The sequence below is a fragment of the Caulobacter sp. genome (genome assembly GCF_049283275.1).
Taxonomy (GTDB): Bacteria; Pseudomonadota; Alphaproteobacteria; order Caulobacterales; family Caulobacteraceae; genus Caulobacter.
In genome coordinates this window covers 1-23,651 of sequence record NZ_JBAPVS010000269.1, presented here as the reverse complement: position 1 = coordinate 23,651, position 23,651 = coordinate 1, and the positions used below count along the sequence as shown (strand labels likewise).

22 protein-coding genes are annotated in these 23,651 nt (G+C 66.6%); 12 read left to right on the top strand and 10 right to left on the bottom strand.

The genetic code is table 11. The features are described 5' to 3' along the window. The first annotated feature begins 132 nt into the window (after nucleotides 1–132). On the top strand, nucleotides 133–1,011 hold the full coding sequence (locus WAL33_RS15275) for a helix-turn-helix domain-containing protein (protein ID WP_422182374.1): 879 nt from the start codon (nucleotides 133–135) through the stop codon (nucleotides 1,009–1,011). Nucleotides 1,012–1,058: 47 nt separating this feature from the next. On the opposite strand, the gene mhpT is transcribed toward WAL33_RS15275, so the two are convergent. Together mhpT and WAL33_RS15265 are read right to left on the bottom strand one after the other, a co-directional pair. Continuing rightward, the gene (mhpT, locus tag WAL33_RS15270) at nucleotides 1,059–2,288 is read right to left on the bottom strand and encodes a 3-(3-hydroxy-phenyl)propionate transporter MhpT (protein WP_422182373.1); all 1,230 of its coding nucleotides are present in this window, start codon (nucleotides 2,286–2,288) and stop codon (nucleotides 1,059–1,061) included. Between the two features lie 104 nt (nucleotides 2,289–2,392). Further along, nucleotides 2,393–2,524: a hypothetical protein gene (locus WAL33_RS15265; RefSeq protein ID WP_422182372.1), complete on the bottom strand. Its 132-nt coding sequence runs from the start codon at nucleotides 2,522–2,524 to the stop codon at nucleotides 2,393–2,395. 158 nt (nucleotides 2,525–2,682) lie between these two features. Between WAL33_RS15265 and WAL33_RS15260 the strand changes: the two genes are divergently transcribed. Continuing rightward, a complete protein-coding gene (locus WAL33_RS15260) occupies nucleotides 2,683–3,147 on the top strand; it encodes a MarR family winged helix-turn-helix transcriptional regulator (RefSeq protein ID WP_422182371.1) in 465 nt (154 codons plus the stop codon). A gap of 104 nt (nucleotides 3,148–3,251) precedes the next feature. Here the strand turns inward: WAL33_RS15260 and WAL33_RS15255 are convergent, their stop codons facing one another. Beyond that, nucleotides 3,252–5,534 carry a TonB-dependent receptor gene (locus WAL33_RS15255; protein WP_422182370.1) on the bottom strand — a complete coding sequence of 761 codons (2,283 nt, stop codon included), beginning with the start codon at nucleotides 5,532–5,534 and terminating at the stop codon, nucleotides 3,252–3,254. A 248-nt stretch (nucleotides 5,535–5,782) separates the two neighbouring features. Between WAL33_RS15255 and WAL33_RS15250 the strand changes: the two genes are divergently transcribed. From WAL33_RS15250 to WAL33_RS15240, 3 genes are read left to right on the top strand one after another with little or no spacing between them, the layout of a single operon-like run. Further along, nucleotides 5,783–6,832, top strand: a complete 1,050-nt coding sequence (locus WAL33_RS15250; RefSeq protein ID WP_422182369.1) for a Rieske 2Fe-2S domain-containing protein — start codon at nucleotides 5,783–5,785, stop codon at nucleotides 6,830–6,832. Nucleotides 6,833–6,836: 4 nt separating this feature from the next. Continuing rightward, a complete protein-coding gene (locus WAL33_RS15245) occupies nucleotides 6,837–7,565 on the top strand; it encodes a GntR family transcriptional regulator (RefSeq protein ID WP_422182368.1) in 729 nt (242 codons plus the stop codon). A 15-nt stretch (nucleotides 7,566–7,580) separates the two neighbouring features. Continuing rightward, nucleotides 7,581–8,585 carry a PDR/VanB family oxidoreductase gene (locus tag WAL33_RS15240; protein ID WP_422182367.1) on the top strand — a complete coding sequence of 335 codons (1,005 nt, stop codon included), beginning with the start codon at nucleotides 7,581–7,583 and terminating at the stop codon, nucleotides 8,583–8,585. Between the two features lie 379 nt (nucleotides 8,586–8,964). Here WAL33_RS15240 and WAL33_RS15235 read toward each other — a convergent pair whose 3' ends face one another. Next, nucleotides 8,965–10,308: a hypothetical protein gene (locus tag WAL33_RS15235; RefSeq protein ID WP_422182366.1), complete on the bottom strand. Its 1,344-nt coding sequence runs from the start codon at nucleotides 10,306–10,308 to the stop codon at nucleotides 8,965–8,967. A gap of 87 nt (nucleotides 10,309–10,395) precedes the next feature. Further along, the gene (locus WAL33_RS15230; protein ID WP_422182365.1) at nucleotides 10,396–11,082 is read right to left on the bottom strand and encodes a hypothetical protein; all 687 of its coding nucleotides are present in this window, start codon (nucleotides 11,080–11,082) and stop codon (nucleotides 10,396–10,398) included. A gap of 11 nt (nucleotides 11,083–11,093) precedes the next feature. Between WAL33_RS15230 and WAL33_RS15225 the strand changes: the two genes are divergently transcribed. From WAL33_RS15225 to pstB, 6 genes are all read left to right on the top strand, one after another. Next, nucleotides 11,094–12,131, top strand: coding sequence for a DUF4118 domain-containing protein (locus WAL33_RS15225; RefSeq protein ID WP_422182364.1), 1,038 nt, complete (start codon nucleotides 11,094–11,096; stop codon nucleotides 12,129–12,131). Between the two features lie 60 nt (nucleotides 12,132–12,191). Continuing rightward, complete coding sequence (locus tag WAL33_RS15220; protein ID WP_422182363.1) at nucleotides 12,192–13,079, top strand: LysR family transcriptional regulator; 888 nt, start codon at nucleotides 12,192–12,194, stop codon at nucleotides 13,077–13,079. Between the two features lie 100 nt (nucleotides 13,080–13,179). After that, the gene (gene pstS / locus WAL33_RS15215; RefSeq protein ID WP_422182362.1) at nucleotides 13,180–14,220 is read left to right on the top strand and encodes a phosphate ABC transporter substrate-binding protein PstS; all 1,041 of its coding nucleotides are present in this window, start codon (nucleotides 13,180–13,182) and stop codon (nucleotides 14,218–14,220) included. A gap of 69 nt (nucleotides 14,221–14,289) precedes the next feature. After that, the gene (gene pstC, locus WAL33_RS15210; protein ID WP_422182361.1) at nucleotides 14,290–15,252 is read left to right on the top strand and encodes a phosphate ABC transporter permease subunit PstC; all 963 of its coding nucleotides are present in this window, start codon (nucleotides 14,290–14,292) and stop codon (nucleotides 15,250–15,252) included. An 8-nt stretch (nucleotides 15,253–15,260) separates the two neighbouring features. After that, on the top strand, nucleotides 15,261–16,109 hold the full coding sequence (pstA, locus tag WAL33_RS15205; protein WP_422182360.1) for a phosphate ABC transporter permease PstA: 849 nt from the start codon (nucleotides 15,261–15,263) through the stop codon (nucleotides 16,107–16,109). Between the two features lie 35 nt (nucleotides 16,110–16,144). Then, the gene (pstB, locus tag WAL33_RS15200) at nucleotides 16,145–16,912 is read left to right on the top strand and encodes a phosphate ABC transporter ATP-binding protein PstB (protein WP_422182382.1); all 768 of its coding nucleotides are present in this window, start codon (nucleotides 16,145–16,147) and stop codon (nucleotides 16,910–16,912) included. Nucleotides 16,913–16,935: 23 nt separating this feature from the next. On the opposite strand, the gene WAL33_RS15195 is transcribed toward pstB, so the two are convergent. Together WAL33_RS15195 and WAL33_RS15190 are read right to left on the bottom strand one after the other, a co-directional pair. Further along, nucleotides 16,936–17,691, bottom strand: a complete 756-nt coding sequence (locus WAL33_RS15195; RefSeq protein WP_422182359.1) for a hypothetical protein — start codon at nucleotides 17,689–17,691, stop codon at nucleotides 16,936–16,938. An 8-nt stretch (nucleotides 17,692–17,699) separates the two neighbouring features. Beyond that, nucleotides 17,700–18,644 (bottom strand): MBL fold metallo-hydrolase, encoded by a 945-nt coding sequence (locus tag WAL33_RS15190; RefSeq protein WP_422182358.1) that lies wholly within the window; start codon nucleotides 18,642–18,644, stop codon nucleotides 17,700–17,702. A gap of 81 nt (nucleotides 18,645–18,725) precedes the next feature. Between WAL33_RS15190 and WAL33_RS15185 the strand changes: the two genes are divergently transcribed. Beyond that, complete coding sequence (locus WAL33_RS15185; RefSeq protein ID WP_422182357.1) at nucleotides 18,726–19,499, top strand: sulfite exporter TauE/SafE family protein; 774 nt, start codon at nucleotides 18,726–18,728, stop codon at nucleotides 19,497–19,499. 12 nt (nucleotides 19,500–19,511) lie between these two features. Here the strand turns inward: WAL33_RS15185 and WAL33_RS15180 are convergent, their stop codons facing one another. The 3 genes from WAL33_RS15180 to WAL33_RS15170 all read right to left on the bottom strand — a co-directional run. Continuing rightward, the gene (locus WAL33_RS15180; protein ID WP_422182356.1) at nucleotides 19,512–19,847 is read right to left on the bottom strand and encodes an ArsR/SmtB family transcription factor; all 336 of its coding nucleotides are present in this window, start codon (nucleotides 19,845–19,847) and stop codon (nucleotides 19,512–19,514) included. 46 nt (nucleotides 19,848–19,893) lie between these two features. After that, nucleotides 19,894–23,094 carry an efflux RND transporter permease subunit gene (locus WAL33_RS15175; RefSeq protein ID WP_422182355.1) on the bottom strand — a complete coding sequence of 1,067 codons (3,201 nt, stop codon included), beginning with the start codon at nucleotides 23,092–23,094 and terminating at the stop codon, nucleotides 19,894–19,896. Continuing rightward, a partial coding sequence (locus tag WAL33_RS15170; RefSeq protein WP_422182354.1) for an efflux RND transporter periplasmic adaptor subunit occupies nucleotides 23,091–23,651 on the bottom strand: 561 nt, incomplete at its 5' end. The genes WAL33_RS15175 and WAL33_RS15170, both read right to left, overlap by 4 nt.

Sequence of the window (23,651 nt, the reverse complement as noted above, 5' to 3'; positions counted from 1 at the left end):
GGGCGCCGCTTGCCGCGGCTTTCCCGAACCCTAGGCCCGCGTCCTCTGAATGGGATGGACAGAGCGTCCATAAAGTTGGACTTTTCGTTGCTTCACGGCTTTGGGCCTGTGTTGGATCAAGAGGTTCAAAAAGTGACGCAGAAGGCGGACATTCCAAGTTTTTTCTTGTTTGGAGAACCACTTCGCACGGTCGAGGGCAAATTTCTGCACCTTGAGGACTTGGACGATCGCTCGCGGCCCAACGACTGGAACATCCGGGCCCATGCCCACGCCGATCTCAATCACGTCTTCCACATCACCTCCGGCGGCGGAGCCATGCACGCCGAGGACCAGGTGGTCGTCTTCTCGGCGCCATGTCTGCTGCTCGTGCCCTCGGGCGTGGTTCATGGCTTCGTCTGGGAAGCCGAGACGACAGGCGCGGTGCTGACCCTGGCCGACAGCTATTTGCGCGATCTGGCGATGCGCGAGCCGGACTTTTCGAGTTTGTTCAAGGTTCCCCACCAACTGCCCCTGGCCGCGACTTCGGGCGTTGGGGCGGCGCTTGGAAACCTGTCGCGTGAACTGGTCTGGACCGCGCCCGGCAGCGGGGCCGCGGTCGAGGCGCACCTGCTGGCCATCATGGTCGAGGCCTTGCGTCTGTCGATCCACGCCAAGGCGGCCGGTCCGGCGATCCACGGGGCCCAGGCCCAGCTGGTGGCGCGCTTTCGCGAGCTGGTCGAGGCCCACTATCGAGAGCCCCTGACCATCGAGGACTACGCGAACCGGTTGGGTGTGACGGTCGGGCGACTGAGGGGGGCTTGCCGCAAGATCGCGGCCGTTTCCCCGCTGCGGCTGATGCAGGATCGCGTGATCCTCGAGGCCAAGCGGGCGCTGCTCTATTCGAACATGACCGTGGCGGAGGTCGGCTATCACCTGGGGTTCGAGGATCCGGCCTATTTCTCGCGCTTCTTCGCCAAGGCCGAAGGGCTTTCGCCCAGGTCGTTCCGCGTCAATCGCAGGGGGGATCGCTAGGGCCTGGAGCCGCGCGTGGGGACGGGCTGTTGACATCGATAACGCTCCTAGACCTCCACCGCCGTCGGGCGGGTCGCCAGCCAGACGCAAAGGAGGCCGCCGACGGCGAGAACGGGCAGGAGGGTCAGGAGCACCTGGGCGGGTGATCGCCCGGTTGCGAGCAAGGCTCCAGCCAAGAGGGGGCCTATCGCCGATCCCAACCGGCCCATGACCACGGCCGCACCCACGCCGGTGCCCCGCAGGTGCGCGGGGTAGAAGGTCGGCGCCATGCCGTAGACCACCGACTGGACGGCCGAAACCGTAGCGCCCAGGGCCGCGCCGACCAGCAGCGAGACCACCAGGGAGGCCGGGGCGTTCGCAAGCACCAACACTGTCGCCGCCGCCGCGCCGAAGGCGCCGATGACGGTCGCGAGACGCCAGCCGCGGCGATCCATCAACCAGCCCGCCGTCACGCTGCCGACGGCGCCGGCGAGATTGAACGCCATTTGCACCAGCCCGGCGTCCGGCCGACTAAGGCCCCGGCCGATCAGGAGCGACGGCAGCCAGCTGAGCAGTAGGTACATGATCAGCAGGGCCAGTAGAAAGACGGTCCAGAGAAGAAGGGTGGTGAGGGCGCGGCCTTCGCCCACGGCGGCCTCGACGAAACCGAATTTCCGGGGCGCGAGGTCAGGCGCGCGGGCAAGCGGGGACGAGGCTCCGCTCGGCAGATGCGGGGCGGCGACCAGCAGGATCAGCAGCGGTCCCAGTCCGCCGACATAGAAGATCATTCGCCAGTCCGAAGGATCGGCGCCGGCGAGGCTGACCAGGCTGGCCAGGGCGCCGCCGCACGGCAGGCCCGCATAGAGGAAGCCCACGGCGCGCGCGCGGCGCGCCTCGCCGGCGCTTTCCGCGACGATGGCGATCAGGTTGGGCAAGGCGCCGCCCAATCCGACCCCGGTCAGGAACCGCGCGACGAGCAGCTGTTCCTGGGACTGCGCCAGGCCCGTGAGGATCGACAACAGCCCGAAGACGACGACCGAGGCGACTAGGACGGGCTTACGGCCGTAGCGGTCGGAAAGCCGACCGCCCACCGCGGCGCCGAGCATGAGGCCGAATGTGCTGACGCTGAAGAACCAGCCCAGCACATCGGGTCCAAGTCCAAGGTCGGGGGCGAGACGCGGCGCCGCGACGCCGGCGGCCTGCAGGTCGAAACCCTCGAACACGGCCAGGGCGCAGCAGGCGATGATCGCGGCCGTCCCGCTCGGAGCCCGTGCGGTGGATGGATGGTGGTTGGCCAATGGGATCCTCCCTGACTGGACGGTCTTGCGCCGCACCAGTTTCGCGACCGGTGTCGCGGAAACCCGCCGCGTCGAACGCGCCAGGATTGTTCGCTCAAACGGTTTTAACGGGACAGGCCCGCCTCGCGGGCGTCCTCGTCAATGAACCGGCGCCCTGGCGCTCGATGGACGACGCGGTGATCGGCGAGGCGGGTCTGATCGTTGATCAGCGGACGGATTTGGGCGACGTCGGCCATGGTCTAGACTTTGGCTCCTGGGCCTCTGAGTCCGGACTCTACGGTCCGGTAACATAATTGATATATGTCATAACAGTTTTTGTGTGTCACTAACAGTATTTATCCCCCAACGAATGTTGGGACTCAGAGCGTGAAGGCCAGGGTGCGGGAGAATTCGTATGGGTTTAGGTGAGCGGCGGCACGAGGCGGGCCAGGAAGGCCCTTCGCTGGGCGGTTTGGAGACGCAGGTCGGCTTCTTGCTGCGCCTGGCTCAGGTGGCCGTCTTCAAGGACCTGATCGCCGAGCTGAAGCCCTACGATCTGCGGCCGACGGACTTCTCCGTGCTGGTGGTGATCGAGGCGACGCCGGGCCTCAAGCAGCAGGAAATCGGCGAGGCCCTGCGGATTCAGCGGCCCAATGTGGTGACCATTCTCGATCAACTCCAAGCGCGTGGATTGGTGCTGCGCGGCGCGGTGCCAGGGGATCGCCGCTCGTACGCCCTGACCCTGACGCCCGAGGGGAGGGCCTTGTTGATCAAAGCCAGGGCCGCTCATGCGCGTCACGATCGCAAGCTCTCCGGCGTGCTGGCGGGCCTGGACAAGACGGTCCTGATCGACGCCTTGGAGCGGATCGCCGCGATCTAGCCCCGCCATGGCGGCGGTCATCCAGAGCGGCGACCGATTTTCCTCAGGCAAGCGCTCCCAGAACCGTCTTCCCGACCTGCGCCGGGAAGACGGCCGCGCTGGCGCTAGAACTTGCGGCTGAGGCTCACCCCCCATTCGCGGGGTCGACCAAAGCTGGCCTCCTTGAGGCCGAAGCCGCTGGAGGCGTTGCCCGAGACCATGTAGCGCTCATCCGACAGGTTCGAGCCGAACAGCGCCGCCTGCCAAAGCTGGTCGGGCGAGGTGTAGCCGATCCGCGCCCCGAACAGATCGTAGCCGGACTGGGTCAGATCCGGATCGTTGGCCACGTCGTTGTAGACGGTGCTGTAGTAGGTCCAGTCGACGCGGGCGACGATGCGGCCGCCGATGGGCAGTTCGCGGCTGTATTCGACGCCGCCGTTGGCGGTCCATTTCGGCGCCTTGACGAAATGGGTGGCCAGGGTGATCGGCAGCACCTGGCCGGCCGCCAGGCCCGAGCCGACCTCGGTATATTTGGCGTCCATGTAGCCGGCGCCGAAGTTGAAACTCCAGTTGACCGTCGGCCGGGCTTGCAGTTCCAGTTCGACGCCCTTGACCTCGCCCGCCGCGGCGTTGGCCACGAAGTTGCGCGGCGTCTGGTTCACCGTCACCTGGATGTCCTGATAGTCGCTGAAATAGCCGGCGAGGTTGAGGATCAGGCGACGGTCCAGCCAGGCGGTCTTGGCGCCCAGTTCGTAGGTCAGCAGGGTCTCGGGCTGGTACTCGGTGACCTCGGAGGCGTCGTTGAGCGGCCGGGCGTTGAAGCCGCCGCTCTTGAAGCCCTTGCCGGCCGAGGCGTAGAGCAGCACGTCCGGCGTGGCCTTGAACTCCAGGCCCAGTTTCGGCGTGAACGAGTCCCAGGACCCGCTCTTGGCCAGTTGGGCGATGATCCCGCCGTCGCGGAGGCGGCGGTGATCGAGCACATAGTCCTTCTCGTCACGATTGACGCGCGCGCCGACCGTGGCGCTGAGGCGCTCGGTGAGATTGTAGCTGCCCTGGGCGAACAGGGCGTAGGTCGTGCTGGTCACCTTCGTGTACACCGCCGCCGATGGGCTGTAGGGCGGCGGCGAAGCGCCGGGAGCCAGGCCCAGGGCCAGCTTGGCGTTGCCGGAATCGGTGCCGCGTTCCTGGAACACATAGGCCCCGGTCACCCAGGTCAGCCGCTCGTCGAACGCGTGGCCGCTGAGCTGGAATTCCTGGCTGTATTGGGCCTGAACGTCGTGGTTGAAGGTTTCGCGGAACGTGAAGGGCGTGTTGTCGCCGTCGCGGGCGAATGTGGCCTTCAAGCCGCGGACGGCGGTGATGCTCTTGAAGCCGACGGTCCCCAGGTCCCAGTCCACCGTCGCCGAGGTTCCCCACAGGTCCAGGTCGTTGACGTTGGGGCCCGTGCCGTAGGTCGTGTACGGGTCGTCGGTCAGGAACGAGGTGTTGAGGGTCTTGGCCCCGTTGGGGGCGGTGATCCCCAGGCCGGGCGCGATGTAGGTGTTGTAGTTGGGCATGAACGGCCCGATCACAAAGCCAGGAACGGCGCCGATCACCAGCAGCTTCTGTGGCGCGGAGTGCTCGCGGGCCCGAGTGTAGTCGGCTGACAGATCGACGGTGACATTCTCCGACGCTTGCCAGCGCAGTTGGGCGCGCGCCGCCGTGGCGTTGCGGTCGCCAAGGTCGTCGCCGGTCACCAGACGCTTGCCGTAGCCGTCGCGGGTCAGGCGGGCCGCGGACAGGCGCAAGGCGACCTTTTCGTTCAGCGGGATGTCGACATGCCCCTTGAGGTCGCGGCGATCCAGGCTTCCGACCGTGCCCTCGATCTTGCCGCCGAACTGGCCGCCCGGCTTGTCGGTGGAGATCACGACCGCGCCGCCGATGGTGTTCTTGCCGAACAGGGTGCCTTGCGGGCCGCGCAGCACCTCGATGCGGCTGACGTCGAAGGCGTCCATCGTGCCGCCGATCGAACGGGCGTAGTACACGCCGTCGACATAGACGCCCACGCCGGGATCGCTGAAGATGGCGAAATCGTTCTGGCCGACGCCGCGGATGAACACCGTGGCGTTGTAGTTGCCGCCGCTCAGAGCCGCGGCGCCGTCGAACCGGATGCTCGGCGCGAACTTGGCGATCTGGTCGACGCTCTCGACCCCGCGCGCCTGCAGGGCCTCGCCGGCTAGGGCCGTGACGGCCACGGGCGCATCCTGCAACCGCTCCTCACGCCGGCGGGCGGTGACGACGACTTCCTCGATCTGGGCGATGGCATCCTTGGTCTGGGCCGCCGCCGGCGTGATCGCGCCTTGCAACGCCGCGGCGCTGACGCTCAGCAATCCGCCGGCCAGCAGACGGTACTTCCTGTTTATGGACATCCGTTCTCCTCCCACAGGCCCGTCGACCAGTTCCCGAGGAAGCTCGGGATAGGTCGTTCTGATTATTATGCCTGCTAACTATTATTAGTACTGCGCTTATGGATTCACGCAATGGCTACGATGGGGCCTGGCGTGCGTTCGCCGAACGGTGTTGCGTCAGGGGCACGGGCGCGCTTTTGGCGGCGACGGCCTTGACAGGTCGTCCCGTTCTGATCCTCATTGTATACAATCAAGCTATGGAGGCGCGTTTGACCGCCCAGCCGATTTTCCCGCTGAACGCCTGGTACGCCGCCGCCTGGGACGCCGAACTCAAGCGGGAATTGCTGCCTCGGACTATCTGCAACAAGAAAATGGTCTTGTATCGTAAGGAAAATGGTGAGGTCGCCTGTCTTGAGGACGCCTGCTGGCATCGCCTGCTTCCGCTGTCGATGGGCAAGTTGACCGGCGACAATGTGCAATGCGGTTATCACGGTCTTGTATTCAATGAGCATGGCCGCTGCGTGCGCATGCCCTCGCAGGAAACGATCAATCCGTCGGCCTGCGTGCGCAGTTTCCCGGTGGTCGAGCGGCATCGCTTCGTGTGGGTGTGGCCTGGAGACCCCGCGCTGGCCGATCCGACACTGGTCCCCGACCTGCACTGGAACCATGATCCGGCCTGGGTCGGCGACGGCAAGGTGATCCACGCCAAATGTGACTATCGGCTGATTGTCGACAATCTGATGGATCTCACCCACGAGACCTATATCCACGGCTCCAGCATCGGCAACGACGCGGTGGCCGAGGCGCCGTTCGACGTCACGACCGGCGGCAAGACGGTCATGGTCACCCGCTGGATGATCGATATCGAGCCCCCGCCGTTCTGGCGCCAGCAACTGGGCAAGCCGGGCAATGTCGACCGCTGGCAGATCATCCGCTTCGAGGCGCCGTGCACGGTGGCCATCGACGTTGGGGTGGCCCCGACCGGGACCGGCGCGCGCGAGGGCGACCGCTCGCAGGGCGTCAGCATGGTGGTGATCAACACCATCACCCCGGCCACCGACAAGACCTGCCACTATTTCTGGGCCAACGTCCGTGACTACCAACTGGGCGAGCAGAAGGTGACCACCCAGATCCGCGACTCCATCACCAAGGTGTTCGCCGAGGACGAAGCCATCGTCGAGGCCCAGCAGCGGGCGATCGACGATCATCCCGACCACGTCTTCTACAATCTGAACATCGACGCCGGCGCCATGTGGGCCAGACGGTTGATCGACCAGATGGTCGCCGGCGAGACGCCGACCGCGATCGCGGCGGAGTAGGCCGGTGTCGCAAACCGTCACCGCTCTGCTGCAACTGCGCGAGCTTATCCTCGGCGGCGAGCTTTCGCCCGGTCAGCGACTCTCGGAACTGGCGGTGGTCGAACGGCTGGGGGTGTCGCGCACGCCGGTTCGCGCCGCGCTCGCCCGGCTCGAGGAGGAGGGGCTTGTCGAGGTCATTCCATCCGGAGGCTACACGGTTCGGGCGTTTTCCGAGCAGGAGGTCAACGAGGCCATCGAGCTGCGCGGCGTGTTGGAAGGCCTGGCCGTCCGCCTGGCGGCCGAGAAGGGCGCGTCACCGGAAAGCCTGGCCGAGCTGAAGGGATGCCTGGCGCGGATCGAGATCCTGGTGGGGGCGTCGGAGCTCTCCCAGGTCGATTTCGAGCTTTATGTCGAACTGAACGAGGTCTTCCACGCCGGTCTTATCGCCCTGGCCGACAGTCCGGTGGTGGCCCAGCAAGTGGCCCGGGCCGCGGCCCTTCCGTTCGCCTCACCCAGCGGCTTCGTGATGGCCCAGGCCGTGCGGCCGGAGGCTCACCACATCCTGCGGATCGCCCAGGATCAGCACCGCTGCGTGCTGGAGGCGATCGAAAACCGCGAAGGGGCCCGGGCCGAGGCGATCATGCGCGAGCACGCCAGACTGGCCCGCCGAAACCTGGACCTGGCCCTGCGCGACCAGCACGCCCTGCGCCAGGTGCGCGGCGCGGCGCTGATCGAACGCCGCCGAACCGCCTGAAGGACGCCCTGAACCATGCGCTATGTCGACCACTGGGACGTCATCGTCGTCACCGCCGTTCGCGACCTGACGCCGTCTGTGCGGGAGTTCACCCTGGAGACGCCGTGGACCGCGCCCCACGGTCCCGGAGCCCACATCGACGTCGAAGTGTTGATCGACGGTCGCCCGGACACCCGCTCCTATTCGCTGGTCGGCGAGGGGGGCGGCGCGGTCCGACGCATCGCCGTCAAGCGCGAGCAGCCTTCGCGGGGCGGCTCTCGCTACATGTGGTCGCTCTCGCCCGGCGCGCGGCTGAAGGCCACGCCGCCCAGCAACAGCTTCGAGCTGTCCCTGGAGGACGGCGCCTATCTGCTGCTGGCCGGCGGCATCGGCGTCACCCCGATGGTGAGCATGGCCGGCGCCCTGGTCGGTCGCAGGGCGGACACGCGGATGATCTATGCAGGCCGATCGCGCGTCGAGATGGCCTATCTGGACGAGCTGGCCGGCTTGCTGGGCGAACGTCTGACCGTGTCCGCCGACGAGGACGGCGGCGGCCCGCCCGATCTAGCCGCCGCTTTCGCCGACTTGGCGCTGGACGCCCAGGTCTATGTCTGTGGCCCGATCCCGATGTTGGAGGCGGCCAAGCGCGCCTGGGCGGCGGCGGGCCGTCCGGCGTCGAACCTGCGCTTCGAGACCTTCGGCTCCAGCGGCCGCCATGCCAATGCGCCGTTCACGGTGAAGATCCCGCGCCTGGGGTTGGAGATCGAGGTGCCGGAATCCCGGTCGATGCTCGACGCCCTGACCGAGGCCGGCGTCGGGGTGCTGGCCGACTGCCGGCGAGGGGAATGCGGTCTCTGCGCGATGGACGTGATCGCCGTGGACGGGGTCGTCGATCACCGCGATGTCTTTCTCAGCGACGCCCAGCACGAGACCGCCGACAAGATCTGCGCCTGCGTCTCCCGTCTGGCCGGCGGCGCCATCACCGTCGAGCCGGCTTGGCGCGGCGACGTTTCGACCACGCCCAGCAAAGTATTTGGCTAGGGCATGGTCCGACTTGAAAGTTAGGCGCGCTTGCCTGCTGGGCCGCTCTTTCGGTTGAAATCTTTCTGACGGACTTGGACGGGCATGCCCAGCGCGCGCCAGAAGGTGACCCTCGACGCTGCGCGCCAGGGCGCCGCTCCGCTGGCTTTGGCCCCGGCCACACCCAGCAGCGCCAGGCAAGCTAGCGCCACCGGCAGTTTGGCTGTTGGTTTCCGATGCGCTGACCCTGGGACTCTTCTTGCTGATCGTCGGCGTACTGGTCGCGGACTCGGGGCTGATCTGACTCGCATCGAGGCCTAGGCGCGTTGAACTTAAAAAGGGTCGCGCGAACGCGACCCCTTTCGAAGGTTGGAGCCCGACGGGGCGGGCTCTCCATCCCCTAGAAGCGATATTGGCCAAACAGGCCGATCTCGTCATAGGTCCCCTTGTCGGTCCCGCCGATCACGCCGTTGGAGGTGCTGAGCGTGCCGTTCTCGACGCTGTCGCGCTTATAGACCAGCGAGAAGTCGACGATCTTGGCCGGGCTGTAGGTCAGGCCGATATTGTAATAGTTGTCCTTCTTATCCGAGGCGGTGTCGTCGTTGGGCTTGACCCAGTCATAGCGACCGAAGGCGGCGAACTTGTCGTTGAAGCTGTAGGAGCCGAACACCGAATAGCCGTTGGCCTTGTCCTCGGCCGCGGTGGTGACGTTGTTCCAGTTCTCGGCCGCGAAATATTCGACGCCAAACCGGTATTCCTTGGTGGTGTAGGCGGCCAGGGCGTTGAAGCGGCTGGCGGTGTGGCGGACATTGGTCGCGCCTTGCGTGTCCTTGCCCAGCTTGCCCGAATAGCCGCCGACCGCCAGGGTCACGTGGTCGATCGGGGTGACGCTGACGCGGCCTTCGATATCCATGCCCTTGGAACGCAGCGGGGCCTTGTAGCCGGCGCCGTCGATGATCGAGACAGCGTAGTTGACCTTGCCCCCGGCGAACTTGCCCGAGGCGTGAACGCCCCAGTCGGCCGAGGTGCCGAACTTGGTGCGGTCGATCAGGGTGTTTTCCACATAGCGATAGCCGTACATATCTTCGGCGAAGGGCACCCAAGGCAGATCCGTAGAGCCCAGTTTGATGATGAGCGCGTCGGAGACCTTGGCCTGTAGATAGGCCTTCTTGATGTAGAGCTCAGTGGCTGAGATCGCCGACGAATACTGGAAGTCGGTGGTGACATTACCCGAGAACACGTCGTTGAACTTGTGATCGACGCCGATATAGAAGCGCTTGATGTCGAAGCCGGTCCCGCTGGGCGCGACCTTCTTGCCGTCCGACTTTTGGCTGATGTTGGACAGGTCGTAGTACATGCGGCCCGACACCACGGTGTCGTCGGCCCAGGATTTCTTGGGCTTGGGCGCGGCGGCGGCCACGGCCGTGCTGACCTGGGTCGGGATGAGCTTGATCTGGGCGTCGGCTTGGGTCTGCACCTGCTGAACCTGGGCGGTGGCGGCCTGAGCCTGGGCTTGGGCCTGCTGCGCCTGGCTCTGGGTCTGGGCCTGGGCGGCTTCCTGAGCGTTGAGGCGCTCGGTCAGGGCCTGGACCTGGGCTTTCAGGGCGGCCAGCTCGGCGGCCTGGGCGCTGGGCGTGGCGGCGTGATGCTTCTTGGCCGGCGCGGCGTTGGCGGGCAGGGCGGCGCTGGCGGCCAGAATGGCGCCCAAAGCTGCTCCGGCAAGCAGCGACATCTTGGTCTTCATGGAGAACCCCTCGTTTGCCCGCGCCTTGCTGGGCGGGTCGCATCGGGGTGTTAGTTCAGCTTGATGACAGTTCGATGTAAGTTGAACTTAACGTCGTGCATAACGCGACAACGTGGCCGGCGGGACCCGCCCGGTGGCGGACAGGTCGTGAGCCGCGGCCTCCAGGTCGGCGGCCGACAGCACGCCGTCGATGCATTTTGGCGAGCGACGGAAGATCATGCCGATGCGGCGCGAGGTCAGGCCCGCCCGCGCCAGGCGCTGGATTTCGGCGACATCCTCATCGGACAGCACCTCCAGATTCGACGGAGCGGTGCGACGCCTGGGCGTGATCTCGCAATCGGCGAACACTTGACCAAGCCAGGTCATGAGCAGCTTTTCGGCCTTGGATTGACCAATTTCGACCTTTTCGCCCTGGTCATCAAAGGTTTCGATCACCACGTCGCGCGCCAGAAGGCTGGCGAGCAGAGCGCTCATATCCTTGGCAGGGCCATTGAAGACCTCAAGCGAAGAGACGCAAAGATGGTCGCCGGCGCTCAGGTTCTCCAGGTGCTCGCTGACGCGTCGGCGCGCTGCGTCGGTCGGCGCCTCCTCGATCATGTAGTCGTCCGGACGCAGGGGCATCATCCGGAGAACCTGGGCTTCCAGGGACGGAAACCCGCCGCCAAGTTGAACATAGGCCAGACGCATGACCCAAAAGCTGGCGGTCGCGCCGCAGCATGTCAAGTTCAACTTACAATTCTCCAGCCCCGATGGCTGGCATCTCCCGGCGGTCATGAAATCGTCGCGTGACTGTCGTAAAGCCGCCTGAGCTGAGCCTGCGGAGCGAGACCTTGCGTGTGAACCGGTTGGGACGCCTGGGCGTCCACGCGGCGAACCTGGCCCTTGTGGCCGTGGGTTTCGCGGCGCGTTGGGCGCTCGATCCGGTTTTCGGGGCCAACCACGCCTATACGGTCTTCTATCCGATCGTGCTGATCAGCGCCTATGTCCTTGGCGCGCGGCCGGCCATGATCGCGGCGGTGCTCTCGGCGGCCATCGGCTATTTCCGCTTCGCCCGGCCCGAGTTCGAGATCAAGTCCGATCTAGATTCCCTCACCTCGCTGCTGTTTTTCGCCACCACCTCGGGGGTGGCGATCTATTTCATCACCGGCATGGCCCGCGCCGTGGCCGCCACGAAGGCCGCCCAGGCCAAGGCGGAGGAACTGGCCCAGGCCCATGCGGGACTGTTCGGCGAACTCAACGAGCGGGTCACCAATCATCTGCAACTGGTCGCCGCCATCTTGCAGCTGCAGGCGCGCGATGAGCCCGACAAGGTCGTGGCCCGGGCGTTGGCCGAGGCCTCGGCCCGCACCATGCTGATCTCCAAGACCCATCGCAGCTTCTCGGGCGAGCCGGGCGAGCTGCTCGATTTCGACGCCTTCGCCCGCCAGTTGCTCGACGCCACCCTGTCGGCGCGCCAGCATCCGCCGTTGCGCATCGAGTTCGAGCGCGGTGGTCTGTGGCTGTCGACCGAACAGGCCACCTCCGTGGCCTTGGTGCTGCTGGAGTGCCTCAATGTTCGCCTGGCCGCCGAGGATCCCGGCCTGATGCGCATCAGCCTGCGTGGCGACCGGGGCATGGGCAAGCTGCGCATCACCGAGATCGAACGGCCGCTCGACCCGCTCGAAGTGATCGGCGGTGACACCGCCATGATCCAGGCCATGGTCGAGCAGTTGCGCGGCCGTTTCAGCTCGCGCAGCGCCGCTGAGGGCCGGGTCTCGGAGCTGACCTTCCCGCTGGAAGGCGGCGCCTATGGCCTGCGCGAAGCGCCCTCGACGGTGCATTGAGGGACGTTTGGCCGGCCGAAGTCATTGTAAGTTCAACTTCCTGCTTTAGACTCGACGACCATGTCAGACAGACCGCCGCCCTTTACCGCCCTACGCGCCGTGGAAGCCGCTTCGCGGCACCGCAGCTTCACGTCCGCGGCCCGCGAGTTACACATCACCCATAGCGCGGTCAGCCAGTCGATCCGCCGGCTTGAGCTGGATCTCGGCACGCGGCTGTTCGAACGCAAGGGCGGGGCGATGGAGCCGTCCTCGGCCGCTCTGCGATTGGCCCAGACCTATTCGGAAGCCCAGGACGCCTTGAGTCGCGCCATGCGCGAGGTGATCGGTCCGCAGGCGGGGTCGGGCTTGGCGATCACCATGCCGGCGGCGTTGGGCCGGCTGTGGTTCGCCGCCAAGATCGGCCGTCTCAACGAGGCCTTGCCCGACGTCGAGGTGCAGATCTCGACGCGCGACGGCGGGGAGGGGGCGGACGTCGCCCTGGCCTGGAGCGCCCAGGCGTCCAAGAACGCCCTGTGCGAGCTGTCCTATCTGCCGCTGTGCGCGCCGGAACTGGCCGTCAAGCTGGCCAAGGCCCAACCCAAGACCTTGCTGCGCTCGCCGCTGATCGCCGACGCGGCCGACAGTTGGGGCCAGTGGACCGCGCGCTGGGCGCCCGGAGCCAAGCCGCCGCGCGCCCACCTCTTCGACGACGCGACCATGGCGCTGGACGCCGCGGTTCAAGGCGGCGGGGTGGTGATGAGCAACGTGTTCGCCGCCGAGTCCTATCTTGTTTCCGGACGACTGGCGGCCCTTGGCTTCGAAGCGCCGGCCGGTCAATGGCTGACCGCGCGGGTCCAGGCCTCGCCGGAGACCGCCGAGGCCGCCGAACGCTTCGTCATGTGGCTGCGGCTGGAACTGCGCCGCAGCCAAGCCCTGGCCCAGGGCCATGCGCCGCGCGACGAGCGCTAGTGTTGTAAGGTCAACTTACGAATCGTCACGTGCCTGTTATATTTTCCGTCTAAGTCCCAATTCGGGGGCGGCCTTCTGCTGGCGCCCGAGGAGATGACGGATGTTGAAGAAGCTCGCGGCCGCCCTGGGTGTGGCCCTTCTGGCCGGCACAGCCGCCCAAGCCGGTGACATTTCGGGTGCCGGCGCCACCTTTCCCGCGCCGGTCTACGCCAAGTGGGCCGAGACCTATAAGGCCCAAACCGGCGTTGGTCTGAACTATCAGGCCATCGGTTCGGGCGGCGGCATCAAGCAGATCAAGGCCAAGACCGTGGCCTTCGGCGCTTCGGACAAGCCGCTGAAGCCGGAAGAGCTGGATGGCGCCGGCCTGATGCAGTTCCCCACCGTGATGGGGGGCGTCGTGCCGGTGGTGAACCTGCCGGGCGTCAATCCCGGCCAGCTGCACCTGACCGGCTCGGTCCTGGCCGACATCTATATGGGCGCGATCACCAAGTGGAACGATCCGCGCATCGCCGGCTCCAACAAGGGCGTCAAGCTGCCCAATCTGCCCATCACCGTGGTCCACCGCTCGGACGGCTCGGGCACCTCGTTCCTGTTCACCTCCTACCTGGCGATGAAGAGCCCGGCGTGGCAGTCGAAGGTCGGCGCCAGCGACTCCGTGCAATGGCCGGTGGGCCTGGGCGGCAAGGGCAATGACGGCGTCTCGGCTTTCGTCAAGCAGACGATCGGCTCGATCGGCTACGTCGAATACGCCTACGCCAAGCAGAACAAGGCCACCTACGTCCTGGTGCAGAACAAGGCCGGCCAGTTCCCCGCTCCGACCGCGGCCAACTTCGCCGCCGCCGCGGCCGGTGCCGACTGGGCCAAGGCTCCGGGCAACTATCTGCTGCTGCTGGACGAGCCGGGCGCCAAGTCCTGGCCGATCACCGGCGCGACCTTCATCCTGGTCTACAAGAAGCAGGACAACGCCGCTCAAGGCGCCGACGTCCTGAAGTTCTTCGACTGGGCCTACAAGAACGGCGACGCCGCCGCCGGCGCCCTGGACTACGTGCCCATGCCCGCCTCGGTGAAGACCATGATGCGCAAGCAATGGGTGTCGATGGTCAAGGGTGCGGACGGCAAGAGCGTCTACGTCTCCAAGTAAGCCTCGACCTCGACCTTTCTACCCGGGCGGGAGACCTGTGCTCCCGCCCATTTTCCTATAGCGGAAACCATGGCCGACATCCCCCTGACCGCGCCAAAGCCGACCAGGGCCGCCTCCAAGGGCGCCTGGTTTGACCCGATCTTCCAGTTCGCTTGTCTGTCGGCCGCCACCCTGCTCTTGGCGGCGCTCGGGGGCATCATCGTGTCCCTGGCCATCGGCGGTTGGCCGGCCCTCCATAAGTTCGGCCTGGGCTTCTTCACCGACACGACCTGGAACCCGGTCACCGAGGTCTATGGCGCGGCCGGGCCGATCGCCGGCACCTTGATCACCTCCGCCCTGGCCTTGATCCTGGCCCTGCCGATCGCCTTGGGCGTTTCGGTTTTCCTCGTCGAATTCTGTCCAAAGCGTCTGGCCCAGCCGATCGCCATCGCCATCGAGCTGCTGGCCGGCATTCCTTCCATCGTCTACGGCATGTGGGGCCTGTTCGTGCTGGCCCCGTGGTTCGCCCTGCACGTCCAGCTGCCGTTGATGATGAACATCCCCGAAGGCTCGATTTGGGAGAAGGTGTTCTATGGCGTGCCCAACGGCGCCAACATCTTCACCGCCTCGCTGATCCTTGCGGTGATGATCCTGCCTTACATGGCCGCGGTGTTTCGCGAGCTGTTCCTGACCGTGCCGGCCCAGGTGCGCGAGAGCGCCTACGGTATAGGCTGCACGCCGTTCGAGGTCGTCCGCTCGGTGACCATCCCCTATGTCCGCAGCGGCATGGTCGGGGTGGTGATGCTGGGCCTGGGCCGGGCCCTGGGCGAGACCATGGCCGTGACCTTCATCATCGGTAACGCCCACGGTCTGCCCCAGTCGCTGTTCGACAGCGGCTCGACCCTGGCCTCGACCATCGCCAACGAATTCACCGAGGCCACGGGCGAGATGCATACCGCCGCCCTGACGGCCTTGGGCCTGGTGCTGTTCATCATCACCTTCAGCGTCCTGGCCGTGGCCCGCGCGCTGCTGCTGCGCCAACGTCAGGACTGAGGCCGGCCATGACCTTCGATCGTCGTTTCCGCCGCAAGGCCGCCAACACCCTGTTTGTGGGGATTTGCGCCCTGGCCACGCTCCTGGCGCTTTGCGCCCTGGGCCTGATCATGTGGTCGCTGCTCAAGCAGGGCCTGGGCGGGCTCAACCTCGATATCTTCACCCGCGACACGCCCGCGCCCGGCTCGATCGGCGGCCTGCGCAACGCCATCGTCGGCTCGGCGATGATGTGCGTCGTGGCCATGGTCATCGCCCTCGTCGTCGGAATCCTGGCGGGCACCTGGCTGGCGGAATACGGCGGCGACACCCCCTATGGTCACGCCGTGCGATTTCTCAACGACGTGCTGCTGTCGGCTCCGTCGATCCTGGTGGGCCTGTTCGTCTATGAGCTGGTCGTGCGGCCTTTCCACGGGTTTTCGGGCCTGGCCGGCGGGGTCGCCCTGGCCCTGATCGCCGCGCCGGTCGTCACCCGCACCACCGAGGACATCTTGAAGCTGCAGCCCAACGCGCTGCGCGAGGCGGGCGTCGCCTTGGGCGCGGCCCGCTGGGTGACCATCCGCAAGATCATCTGGCGTGGAGCCGGCGGCGGTCTCTTGACTGGCGGCCTGCTGGCTTTCGCGCGCATCAGCGGCGAGACCGCCCCGCTGCTGTTCACCGCCCTCAACAACCAGTTCTTCGCTCTGGACCTGACCAAGCCAACGGCCAGCCTGCCGGCGGTGATCTTCCAGTATGCGCTCAGCGCCTATGACGACTGGCGCGCCCTGGCCTGGGCCGGAGCGCTGCTGATCGCCCTAACCGTGCTCTCGATCAACATCATCGGCCGCGTGATCATCGCGCGGGGGAACACCCGTCCATGACCAAGCCCTTCCAAACCGACATCCTGCCGCACATCATGGAGCCCGCTGGCGGCAGCGTCGCCCTGCGCGCCCAGGGCCTCGACTTCTTCTACGGCAAGAACCAGGCGCTGTTTGGCGTCGACCTGCCTATCGTCCGCAACCAGGTGACCGCCCTGATCGGACCTTCCGGCTGCGGCAAGTCCACCCTGCTGCGGACCTTCAACCGTATGTACGACCTCTATCCAGGCCAACGCGCGACCGGAACCATCGACCACGAGGGCGAGAACCTGCTGACGGTCAAGGACATCGCCAAGCTGCGCTCGCGCATCGGCATGGTGTTCCAAAAGCCCACGCCATTCCCGATGTCGATCTACGACAATGTCGCCTTCGGAGTGCGGCTCTATGAGAGCAAGAGCCGCAAGGACATGGACGAGGTGGTCGAGAAGGCCCTTCGCCGGGCGGCGCTTTGGGACGAGGTGAAGGACAAGCTCTCCGCTTCGGGGCTAAGCTTGTCGGGCGGTCAACAACAACGCCTGTGCGTGGCGCGCGGCATCGCGGTGGAGCCTGAGATCCTGCTGCTGGACGAGCCGGCCTCGGCCCTGGATCCGATTTCGACCGCCAAGCTGGAACAGACCATCGGCGAGCTGAAAAGCGACTTCACCATCGTCATCGTCACCCACAATCTGGGCCAGGCGGCGCGCATCTCCGACAATACCGGCTTCATGTATCTGGGCCGGATGGTGGAGTTCACGGCGACGTCCGACATGTTCATGAAACCCCAGGCTTCCCAGACCCAGGACTATATCAGCGGGCGTTTCGGCTAGCGCCCGACAGCGCGTTGCACGCTTCACTTGGACGCGCGCAGCGTAATCTTCTGCTCGGCCACACCGGCATTGAGGGTTTTGTCGTCCGCGGCCACGATCCGCAGAACGTATCGCCCAGGTGCGACCTTGGGTACGGACGCGGCGAATTCACCCGTTCGCCCCGTAAAACCGAGGGGGATGCTGGCGACAACAACGCGTCCCTTCATCAGCCGCGCTTCAACCTTATAGTTGGCCGCGTCCCAGAGGCCGCCGGCTTCGATGGGGCAGCCGCACATCAGGGCGATTTTCGCCGAGAGGGTCGCGGCGCCCTCGGGTGTCAGGGACGCGCTCGGCTCGACGACGAGACCCGGCAGGGTGAGGATCCAGCCGTCGCCCAGGAGGTTACGACCCGGGATGATCCACAGGCTGGAAGTCGCGTGTCTGGAAGACCCCGGCTTGCCCATCGGACCTGTCGCCTCGGCTCGCACCAGAGTCGGCCGCTTCAGGTCCAGGACCGCTTCGAAGCCGGCGGTCGCCGCGTCGGTGACGCTGTCGCCCCGCGTTCTGGGTGTGCGCATGATCCGCTTGGTGTCGCCCGTGCCGCCCTTTGTCAGGCCCTTGGCCAAAACCGCGCCGGTGCGCGCGTCCTTCAACGTGATCGCAACCCCGCCCATGTGGTCGCCGATGAACTTGGCGTCGAGGGCCTGGGCCCGGACCATGACACGGGTCGGTTCGGCCTGAGCGATAAGGGGCGCCGCGATCACGAACGCGGCGGCGGTGAAGGCGAGAAGCTTGGTCATGGCGCTCATTAAACCGCGTTGAGGGGGATTTTCAGATACCGCACGCCGTTGGCTTCCGGCTCGGGAAGACGCCCGCCGCGCATATTCACCTGGACGGACGGCAAGAGCAGCCTGGGCATGTCGAGGGTTCGATCGCGCGCCTCGCGCAGGGCCACGAACTGAGCCTGGCCGACACCCTCGTGGACATGGACATTGTCCCGGCGCTGGGCGCCGATCGTGGTCTCCCAGGCAAAGACCTCGCGGCCCGGGGCCTTGTAGTCATGACACAGGAAGACGCGGCCCTCATCGGGGAGCGCTAGCAGCCGCTGGATTGAGGCAAACAGCGTTGCCGCATCGCCGCCGGGAAAGTCGCAACGCGCCGTGCCGTAGTCGGGCATGAACAGGGTGTCGCCCACGAAGATCGCATCGCCAATGACATAGGCCATGCAGGCCGGCGTATGACCGGGCACATGCAGGGCGACGGCCTGCAGTCCGCCAATAGAGAAGAGCTCCCCGTCCTTGAACAGATGATCGAACTGCCGGCCGTCGCGGGCAAAGTCTTGTCCGGCGTTGAACAGGTTTCCAAACGTCTCCTGAACGCGAACGATGTTCTCGCCGATCGCCAGACGGCCGCCCAGCGCGCTCTGCAGATAGGGCGCGGCGGAAAGATGGTCGGCGTGGGCGTGAGTCTCCAACTGCCAGACGACCTCCAGCCCCTGATCCATGACATAGGCGATCAAGGCGTCGGCCGACCGCTGGCTGGTCCGGCCGGCGGCGGCGTCATAGTCCAGGACGCTGTCGATGATGGCGCAGGTCGACGACTTAGGGTCACACAAGACATAGCTGACCGTGAACGTCGCCTCGTCGAAGAAGGCCTTTACCTGGGGCCTTGAGGCGGGCGCGTCCAGCGCCTGTTCGATGATCGACTTCGCCTTGGTCAAGGCGAAGTCGGGTGGTGAGATCGGCTCGCGCATCACAAACCCTCGTGGCTTTGGCGTCGACAAACTAGTTATATGCGAATATGTGAATATACAAGCCGTGTCGGGTAGTCTCCCATGTCCGTGTTCATGATCGTTTCAGCCATGATGAGCGGCGCGCTGGTCGGCGCGCTGCTGGGCCTGTTCGGCGGCGGCGGGTCGGTGCTAGCCACGCCGCTCCTGCTCTATGTGGTCGGCATTCACGACCCCCACGTGGCCATCGGCACCTCGGCCGCGGCGGTCGCGGTCAATGCGGGGATGAACCTTGTGGGCCATGGCCGGGGAGGGCGGGTCAAATGGCCTTGCGCGACCGTCTTCGCCGGCGCGGGACTGATCGGTTCCTTCGTGGGCTCGACCCTGGCCAAGGCGGTCGACGGACAGCGTCTGTTGCTGTGGTTTGCTTTCGCGATGGCGGCCATCGCCCTGTCGATGATGCGCCGGCCCAAGTCCCAGGGCGATCCCCTCGTTCATATCTCGCCGGGCTTGATGTTGAAGCTGGCGCCGCTCGGCGTGCTGACGGGCCTGGCCGCCGGCTTCTTCGGGATCGGCGGCGGGTTCCTGATCGTGCCGGGGCTTATGGCGGCGACCGGCATGACCCTGGCCAACGCCACGGCCTCGTCCCTGCTGTCGGTGTCGCTGTTTGGTGCGGCGACTTCGCTCAACTACGCCGCCTCGGGTCTGATCAACTGGCCCGTCGCGGGGCTGTTTGTCCTAGGCGGCCTGGCGGGCGGTGCTCTGGGCGTGCGCGGCGCGGCCCTGCTGGCGGCTCGGGCGCTGCTGGCGCGCAGATTGTTCGCCGCTCTGGTCCTGCTGGTCGCCGCCTATGTGGCCTTTAGGGCCACGATGGCCTGAGGCCGCCGTCAATCAGCGCGCGCCGGCGCCGCGATAGACGTCGCAAAGCGTCTCGAGCACGCGCACGGCGGCGGGGTCGGCCAGGCGGTAGAAGATGGTCTGGGCCTCGCGCCGGGTCGCGACCAGTCCCTCGGCGCGCATCTTGGCCAGGTGCTGCGAGGTCGCTGATTGCGCCAGGCCGACGTGGACCGCCAGATCGCCCACCGAGGCTTCGCCGTCGATCAGACGGCAGAGGATCAGCAGTCGCTGCTCGCTGGCCAGGAGCTTCAGAAGACGCGCGGCGGCGTGGGCGCTGGCGGCGAGGTCCTGAGCGTCGTCAATCGGGGAAAGCGTTGCGGAACGGGTCATCTGCCTAATGTAGAAGATACGCATGGAGGTTCAAGGCGGGCTCTCTTCAGACCTTGTGAGACGCGGCGGCGTCATCGCGCAGCACGACATAGATGGCTGGAATGACCAGCACGGTCAGCACCGTCGATGAAGCCAAGCCAAACAGCAGCGAGATCGCCAAGCCCTGGAAGATCGGGTCGAACAGGATCACCGCCGCGCCGATCATCGCCGCCAGGGCGGTCAGGACGATCGGCTTGAAGCGGATTGCCCCGGCCTCCAGCAGCACCTCGCGCAGCGGGCGATCGCCGGTCTGACTGTGGCGGATGAAATCGACCAGCAGGATCGAGTTGCGCACGATGATCCCGGCCAGGGCGATGAAGCCAATCATCGAGGTGGCGGTGAACGGCGCCCTGAACAAGATGTGGCCGATGACGATGCCGACCAGGGTCAGAGGGATCGGCGTCAGGATCACCAGCGGCAGGCGGAAGCTTTTGAACTGGGCGACGACCAGCACATAGATGCCCAGGATCGCCACCCCGAAAGCCGCGCCCATGTCGCGGAAGGTCACCCAGGTGATCTCCCACTCGCCGTCCCAGAGCACGGTCGGCTTGCTCTCGTCGGCGGGCTGGCCGTTCATGCGGATGTCGGGCCTCTCCAGATCGCCCCAATCGGCGGCCTTGATCGCCTTGTCGACCGCCATCATGCCGTAGATCGGGGCCTCATAGGCGCCGGCCAGTTCGGCCATGATCATGTCGACGTCGCGCCCGTCGCGGCGGAAGATGTGGGTCGAGCCGGCTTCCTGGGTGGCGGTGACCACCTCGCCCAATTCCACCAGTCGCCCGCCCTGGCTCTGGGCCACGGGCAGGGCGGCCAGGCCTTCGCCCCAACTGCGCGCCGACTGCGGCAGGCGCACCGAGATCTCCAGCGGATCGCGCCCTTCGCCGCGATGGGCGTAGCCGACCACCTGACCGCCTAGGGCGGCGCCGATCGAGTCGAGAACCTCACGGTCGTTGACCTTCAGGGCCTCTAGGCGATCACGATCAGGGACCAGGCGCAGGCCAGGGCGGGCCTGACCGTAGCTGTCGTCGATGTCGACGATATAGGGCACGGACTTGAAGGTCGCCTTGACCCGCTCGGCCACGGCGCGGCGCATCTTGGCGTCGGGGCCGTAGATCTCGGCCAGCAGGGTCGCCATCACCGGCGGTCCGGGCGGGGCCTCCACCACCTTGATCGACGCGCCGGCAGGCAGGGCCACCCTGGCGAGCCGCTCGCGCAAGTCCAGGGCGATCACGTGGCTGGAGCGCTTGCGCTCGCCCTTTTCGGCCAGGGCCACCGAGAGATCGCCCTGGTCGGGGCGACTGCGCTGATAGTAGTGGCGCACCAAGCCGTTGAAATTGAACGGCGAGGCGGTTCCCGCATAGGCGTCGATCGCCGTGACCTCGGGCAAGGTGCGCGTGACGACCGCCGCGTCAGACAGGGCGCGGGCCGTCGCTTCCAGCGAGGTTCCCTCCGGCATGTCCAGCACCACCTGCAGCTCGGACTTGTTGTCGAACGGCAGCAGCTTCACGGTCACGGTCTTGGTGGCGAACATGGCGCAGGCCAGCAGGGTGGCCAGGCCCACGCCGATCAAGAAGGTCCAGGCGCTCTTGCGGGTGGCGATCACCCGGCTGGCGACGCGGCGATAGAGCGCGCCCAGCTTGCCCTCGCCGTCATGATCATGCCCACCGGACGTCAGGGTCTTGCGGGCGAAACGCACCATCAGCCAGGGCGCGATGACCACGGCGACGAAGAACGAAAACACCATGGCCGCCGAGGCGTTGACCGGGATCGGCGCCATGTAGGGGCCCATCAAGCCCGAAACGAACAGCATCGGCAGCAGGGCCGAAACCACCGTCAGGGTGGCGACCACCGTGGGATTGCCCACTTCGGCCACGGCGTCGACGGCGGCGTCGATCCGGCTGCGCCCGTCGCTCATGGCCCAGTGGCGGGCGATGTTCTCGATCATGACGATGGCGTCGTCGACGAGGATGCCGATCGAGAAGATCAGGGCGAACAGGCTGACCCGATTGATGGTGTAGCCCATCAGGTTGGAGGCGAAGAGGGTCAGCAGAATGGTGGTCGGGATAACCACGGCGGTGACCGCCGCCTCGCGCCAGCCGATGGCTAGGCCGATCAGCACCACGATCGACAGCGTGGCCAGGCCCAGATGGAACAGAAGCTCGTTAGCCTTTTCGTTGGCCGTCGCGCCATAATCGCGGGTCACCGCCACGTCGAGGCTATCGGGCAGCAGCGAGCCCTTCAGGGCCTCGACGCGGGCCAGCACGGCCTGCGAGACGACCACGGCGTTGGCGCCTTTGCGCTTGGCGATGGCCAGGCTGACGGCGGGGGCCTGGCTCCAGGCGCCGTCGACGCGGGCATAGCGCCAGGCGCGGGCCTGGTCCTCGCGCGGGCCCTGGATCACCTCGGCGACGTCGCGGACATAGACCGTCTGGCCGTTGGCGGAGGGCAGGGCCAGAAGGCCGATGTCGATGGCGCTGGTCAGGCTGCGGCCGGCCGTGACGTCGATGGCCTGGCCGCCGCCGCGGATCTGGCCGGCGGGAAAGGCGCGGGTGGCCTGGCGCACTGTGTCCATCAGGGCCGAGAGCGACACGCCATGTTGAGCCAGTCGCGCGGGGTCGGGCGCGATGCGGATTTCCTCGGGCCGTCCGCCGACGATGAAGGTCAGGCCGACATTGTCGACCTTGGCGACCTCGGTCCGCAGCTTGCCGGCCAGTTCGTACAGGGCCTGATCGGTCCACTGGCCGGCGGCGCCGGGCCTGGGCGACAGGGTCAGCACCAGGCTGGGCACGTCGTTGATGCCGCGGGTCTGGATCAGGGGCTCGGCGATGCCGGCCGGGATGCGATCGTAATTGGCGCGGATCTTCTCGTGGATGCGCACCGCGGCGGCGTCGGGATCAACCCCGACCTTGAAGCGGGCGGTGACCATCACCTGATTGTCGTCGGCGAAGGTGTAGACGTGCTCGACCTCGGCGACGCTCTTGACGATGGTCTCCAGCGGCTTGCCGACCAGTTCGATGGCGTCCGGCGCGCGTAGACCGGGCGCTGCGACCATGATGTCGACCATGGGCACGCTGATCTGCGGCTCTTCCTCGCGGGGGATCGAGATCAGGGCCAACAGGCCCACGGCGATCGCCGCCAGCAGGATCAGCGGGGTCAGGGGCGATCTGATCGACGCCTTGGTTAGGCGTCCCGACAGGCCCAGGTTCATCGGGTGCCCTCCGCCGGGGTCAGGACGTCCCCGAGGCGCAGGCCTGACAGCACCTCGACCGTGTCGGGCGAGGCCCCTTGCCGGGTCTGGATTGGGGATTCCGAGATCGCGCCATCGGCTCCGACCAGTCGCGCGTAGTCGACGCCAAACCGTGTGGCGACATAGCGCCGGGGAATGACGATCGCCTGACGCTCGCCGATCTTGACCGCCGCCCGGACGCGCTGGCCGATAAGATCGCTGGGCAGGTTAGGCGCGGTGACGTCGGCGGTGACCTGGCCGCCGGTGATCGACGGATAGATCTGGGTGAGGGTTCCGCGTGCGGCCAGGCCGTGTAGGTCGTCGGCGGAGAGCTCGACGGTGTCGCCGACCTTCAGGCTCCGCGCCTGGCCTTCGGGCAACTCGATGCGCACGACCAGGGGGCCGGCGGTGATTTTGGCGACGGACTGGCCGGGCATCACGACAGAACCGACCGGGACGTCGGCGATCAGCACCCGGCCAGAGGCCGGCGCCAGGATCGCGCCCTGGGCGCCCAGCTCGGCGCTGGCCCCGCGCTGGGC

Bases quoted from the DNA above. Each gene is read 5' to 3' on its own strand.
- WAL33_RS15190 (WP_422182358.1), bottom strand. From the start codon at position 18,644: ATGCGCGAGCCGATCTCACCACCCGACTTCGCCTTGACCAAGGCGAAG.
- WAL33_RS15235 (WP_422182366.1), bottom strand. From the start codon at position 10,308: ATGAAGACCAAGATGTCGCTGCTTGCCGGAGCAGCTTTGGGCGCCATT.
- WAL33_RS15240 (WP_422182367.1), top strand. From the start codon at position 7,581: ATGCGCTATGTCGACCACTGGGACGTCATCGTCGTCACCGCCGTTCGC.
- WAL33_RS15265 (WP_422182372.1), bottom strand. From the start codon at position 2,524: ATGGCCGACGTCGCCCAAATCCGTCCGCTGATCAACGATCAGACCCGC.
- WAL33_RS15195 (WP_422182359.1), bottom strand. From the start codon at position 17,691: ATGACCAAGCTTCTCGCCTTCACCGCCGCCGCGTTCGTGATCGCGGCG.
- WAL33_RS15180 (WP_422182356.1), bottom strand. From the start codon at position 19,847: ATGACCCGTTCCGCAACGCTTTCCCCGATTGACGACGCTCAGGACCTC.
- WAL33_RS15185 (WP_422182357.1), top strand. From the start codon at position 18,726: ATGTCCGTGTTCATGATCGTTTCAGCCATGATGAGCGGCGCGCTGGTC.
- WAL33_RS15255 (WP_422182370.1), bottom strand. From the start codon at position 5,534: ATGTCCATAAACAGGAAGTACCGTCTGCTGGCCGGCGGATTGCTGAGC.
- pstC (WP_422182361.1), top strand. From the start codon at position 14,290: ATGGCCGACATCCCCCTGACCGCGCCAAAGCCGACCAGGGCCGCCTCC.
- WAL33_RS15175 (WP_422182355.1), bottom strand. From the start codon at position 23,094: ATGAACCTGGGCCTGTCGGGACGCCTAACCAAGGCGTCGATCAGATCG.
- WAL33_RS15220 (WP_422182363.1), top strand. From the start codon at position 12,192: ATGTCAGACAGACCGCCGCCCTTTACCGCCCTACGCGCCGTGGAAGCC.
- pstS (WP_422182362.1), top strand. From the start codon at position 13,180: ATGTTGAAGAAGCTCGCGGCCGCCCTGGGTGTGGCCCTTCTGGCCGGC.
- WAL33_RS15230 (WP_422182365.1), bottom strand. From the start codon at position 11,082: ATGACCGCCGGGAGATGCCAGCCATCGGGGCTGGAGAATTGTAAGTTG.
- WAL33_RS15260 (WP_422182371.1), top strand. From the start codon at position 2,683: ATGGGTTTAGGTGAGCGGCGGCACGAGGCGGGCCAGGAAGGCCCTTCG.
- pstB (WP_422182382.1), top strand. From the start codon at position 16,145: ATGGAGCCCGCTGGCGGCAGCGTCGCCCTGCGCGCCCAGGGCCTCGAC.
- pstA (WP_422182360.1), top strand. From the start codon at position 15,261: ATGACCTTCGATCGTCGTTTCCGCCGCAAGGCCGCCAACACCCTGTTT.